This is a genomic window from Hydrogenophaga sp. (assembly GCF_051007235.1).
Taxonomy (GTDB): Bacteria; Pseudomonadota; Gammaproteobacteria; order Burkholderiales; family Burkholderiaceae_C; genus Hydrogenophaga.
This window is the reverse complement of sequence record NZ_JBPCSJ010000414.1, coordinates 1-3429: the sequence shown is the minus strand read 5'-3', so window position 1 is coordinate 3429 and position 3429 is coordinate 1. Positions and strand designations below refer to the sequence as shown.

General features: G+C 68.9%; 6 protein-coding genes. 3 read left to right on the top strand and 3 right to left on the bottom strand.

All coding sequences use genetic code 11. The features are described 5' to 3' along the window. Positions 1-393 (top strand): putative PEP-binding protein (locus tag ACR2JA_RS14745; RefSeq protein ID WP_434009833.1); only part of this gene is annotated, 393 nt, incomplete at its 5' end. Positions 394-404: 11 nt separating this feature from the next. Next, a complete protein-coding gene (gene gloA2 / locus ACR2JA_RS14740; RefSeq protein WP_434009832.1) occupies positions 405-791 on the top strand; it encodes an SMU1112c/YaeR family gloxylase I-like metalloprotein in 387 nt (128 codons plus the stop codon). A 94-nt stretch (positions 792-885) separates the two neighbouring features. On the opposite strand, the gene ACR2JA_RS14735 is transcribed toward gloA2, so the two are convergent. Beyond that, complete coding sequence (locus tag ACR2JA_RS14735; RefSeq protein ID WP_434009831.1) at positions 886-1728, bottom strand: DMT family transporter; 843 nt, start codon at positions 1726-1728, stop codon at positions 886-888. Positions 1729-1832: 104 nt separating this feature from the next. On the opposite strand from ACR2JA_RS14735, the gene ACR2JA_RS14730 reads away from it, so the two are divergent. Further along, a complete protein-coding gene (locus ACR2JA_RS14730; protein WP_434009830.1) occupies positions 1833-2189 on the top strand; it encodes a carboxymuconolactone decarboxylase family protein in 357 nt (118 codons plus the stop codon). Positions 2190-2251: 62 nt separating this feature from the next. Here the strand turns inward: ACR2JA_RS14730 and ACR2JA_RS14725 are convergent, their stop codons facing one another. Beyond that, a complete protein-coding gene (locus ACR2JA_RS14725) occupies positions 2252-2947 on the bottom strand; it encodes an AraC family transcriptional regulator (protein WP_434009829.1) in 696 nt (231 codons plus the stop codon). Between the two features lie 3 nt (positions 2948-2950). Continuing rightward, a partial coding sequence (locus ACR2JA_RS14720) for a lipoyl synthase (RefSeq protein ID WP_434009828.1) occupies positions 2951-3429 on the bottom strand: 479 nt, incomplete at its 5' end.

Genomic DNA, 3429 nt, shown 5'->3' with positions numbered 1-3429 from the left:
GCGGCGCTGACCATCCCGCTGTTCCTGCGCCATTTCGACTTTCTGTCGATCGGCACCAACGATCTGATCCAGTACACCCTGGCCATCGACCGGGCCGACGAAGCCGTCTCGCACCTCTACGACCCGGTGCACCCCGCGGTGCTGCACCTGCTGGCCAGCACCATCGCGCAGGCGCGGGCGCAGGGCAAAGGTGTGAGCGTGTGCGGCGAAATGGCGGGCGACGTGGGCATGACGCGCCTGTTGCTGGGGCTGGGGCTGCGCAGCTTCTCCATGCACCCCTCGCAGATCCTGGCCGTGAAGCAGCAGATCCTGCGCTGCGACACCACCAAGCTGGCGACCTGGGCGCAGACGGTGCTGGCGGCCGAAGACCCGGCCGCGCTGATGGCCGACTGAGCAAGGCACCGATGCTGCTGCGCATCCACCACGCCGCGATCATCTGTTCGGACTACGAACGCTCCAGACGCTTCTACACCGAGGTGCTGGGCCTGCGCGTGGTGGCCGAGCACCTGCGTGAGGCACGCCAGAGCTGGAAGCTGGACCTGGCCTTGCCCGACGGCTCGCAGATCGAACTGTTTTCCTTCCCGACACCGCCCCCGCGGCCGTCTCGACCCGAGGCCCAGGGCCTGCGGCACCTGGCCTTTGCGGTGCGTGATGTGGCGCAGTGCAAGCGCGAACTGGAAGCGCAGGGCGTGGTGGTCGAAGACATCCGGGTGGATGAACACACCGGCCGCCGTTTCACCTTCTTCGCCGATCCGGACGGCCTGCCGCTGGAGTTGTACGAAGCCGACTGAGTGGGTTTGTTGGAGGGGGCGACAGCGGGCCGCCCCCAGCCGGGTCAGCCCCGTCGGCGGGCAGCGCGACCCGAACAGCGGCGGAGCGTGGGGGCTACTGCGACCGCCGCGTGGCCACCACCGCGGCGCCGATGATCAGCACCGCCGCCACCCCCACCGAGACGCTGGGCCGCTCGCCCTGCACGGCCAGCAGCGTGACGGTGGACAGCAACGGGGTGATGAAGCTCAGCACCCCGATCTGCCGCGCATCGCCGCGCTTGAGCGCCGCGTCCCACAGGAAGAAGGCGCCGCCCAGCGGCCCCAGGCCGAGCAGGCCGATCAGCAACCAGTCTTGCACCGAGAGCACCGCGGCCGGCTCCAGCAGCGCATGGCAGAGCAGCGACAGCGCGCCCGAAACCAGCGCAAAGCTGCCGATGGCAGCGGTGGGAAAGGCCGCCACGCGCCGGGTGAGCAGCGAGTAGCTGGACCACATGAACGCCGCGGCCAGGGCCAGCAGGTAGCCCCAGGACCAGACGGCCGTCTCGCCGTCACCGCCCCGACTGAGGATGGCCAGCGCCGCGCCGGCAAAGCCGATCAGGGCCGCCAGCACGTGGCGGCGGCTGAGCGTCATGCCGGGCAGGAAGAGGGGGGCCATCACCACGATGCCCAGTGGCCACAGGTAGTTGACCAGGTTGGCCTGCACCGGTGGCGCGTGGCGCAGGGCCATGAACAGCAGGAAGTGGTAGCCGAACAGGCCGTAGACGCCCAGCGCCAGCGTGGGTGCGGGCACGCGCCACTGGCGCCAGTCAAAACGCGAGAGCGGCAGTGCGATCAGGCTGCCGATCAGCAGGCACAGGCCCGTCAGCAGAAACGGCGGCACATGCGACAGCGCCACGCCCAGGGCGGCCAGCGAAGCCCAGAGCGCGATGGCGCCCAGGGCGAGCAGGTTGGCGCTCATGCCCACCCCCTGGCAAGGCTGCACGGCGTTTGATCAAAAACAAAGTGGCAAATGGGCATGGTTGATACGGTATGGGGTATTAATGTCTGATCAAGGATTTCAAGGTGAGCACCTTCAACCACAGCGACCTGATGCGCGACATCAACGCCAGCCTGGCGCCGTTCCGCAAGACCCAGAGCAACGCCATGACCGGCTTCGGCCAGCTGGCCAAGGCCGCCATCACCGATGGCGCGCTCAGCGCCAAGCACAAGGAACTGGTGGCGCTGGCCATTGCCGTCACGCAGCGCTGCTCGGGTTGCATCGGTTTTCACGTCAAGGCTCTCGTGCAACTGGGTTGTACCCGTGCCGAACTGGAAGAAATGCTCTCGGTGTGTGTGTACATGGGGGGCGGTCCGGCGCTGATGTACGCCGCCGAGGCCATGGCCGCCTGGGACAAGATGGCCCCCGTCGAGCAGAGCTGAGCTTCGGCAGGACGCAGCGTAACCTGGGTGGTCGTCGCGCCACGCGGGTCAGTCGTCGTGGTTCACGGGTGGGGCCGTTCGCTGCGCCGGAGCGCGGCGGTGAGCGCCGAGGGCGAGCGGTAGCCGCAGCGGCGCGCGACGTCGGCCACCGGCAGCCCCTGCGCGCGCAGCTGTCTCGCGCGTTCCAGCCGCAGGTCGCGCAGCCAGGCCATGGGGCTGGTGCCCAGTTCCTGCCGGCAGCGTTCGTTGAACTGTGCCGCACTGAGGTGGACGCGCGCCGCGAGGTCGGCCACCGACAGGGGGGTTGCCGCCGCGTTCTGGGCCCAGGCCTGCAGGGTGGCCCAGTCGATGGCGCGGCGCAGCCGCAGCGGCGGCGGCGGCGGGGCGTGCGGGGCCCAGGCTTCGAGCAACAGGGCTGGACCCTGTTGCCGGGCCCGTGCCCGCCCTGCTGCGCAGGCCGATGCCAGGTACTGGGCCAGGGGCAGGGCGTCGGGCGGTGGCGTCCGTGCGATCAGCCGCGCCCAGCCGGGGTCGCCAGAATCCAGCACCAGACACCGGGCACCGAGGGCGGACTCGAAGTCGTGCCGGTCGCCGGGCGCAATGACCAGACCGGTACCAGCGTCCACCCGCTGGCCCCGCCCTTCGACCTCCAGTTCCAGTACGCCATCCAGCCCCAGCAGCACCTGGAAGTGTTCGTGCGTGTGGCTGCCCGGCGAGGCGCCGTAGTGGCGCACCGACAGCGACTCGGGTGCGCCCAAGTCTCAGTCCTTGTTCAGCACGCCGTGCGCTTGCTGGTCGGCGTGGTAGCTGCTGCGCACCATGGCGCCCACGGCGGCGTGGGTAAAACCCATCTTGTAGGCCTCGGCCTCGAACATCTTGAAGGTGTCGGGGTGCACGTAACGGCGCACCGGCAGGTGGTGGCCGCTGGGCGCGAGGTACTGGCCGATGGTCAGCATCTCGATGTTGTGCGCGCGCATGTCGCGCATGACTTCCAGGATTTCCTCATCGGTCTCGCCCAGGCCGACCATCAGGCCGCTCTTGGTGGGCACGTGCGGGAACAGGGCCTTGAATTTCTTGAGCAGGTTCAGGCTGAAGGCGTAGTCCGAGCCGGGGCGGGCCTGTTTGTACAGGCGCGGCACGGTTTCCAGGTTGTGGTTCATCACATCGGGCGGGGCGGCTTTGAGAATCTCCAGTGCGCGGTCGTCACGTCCACGGAAGTCGGGCACCAGCACCTCTATTT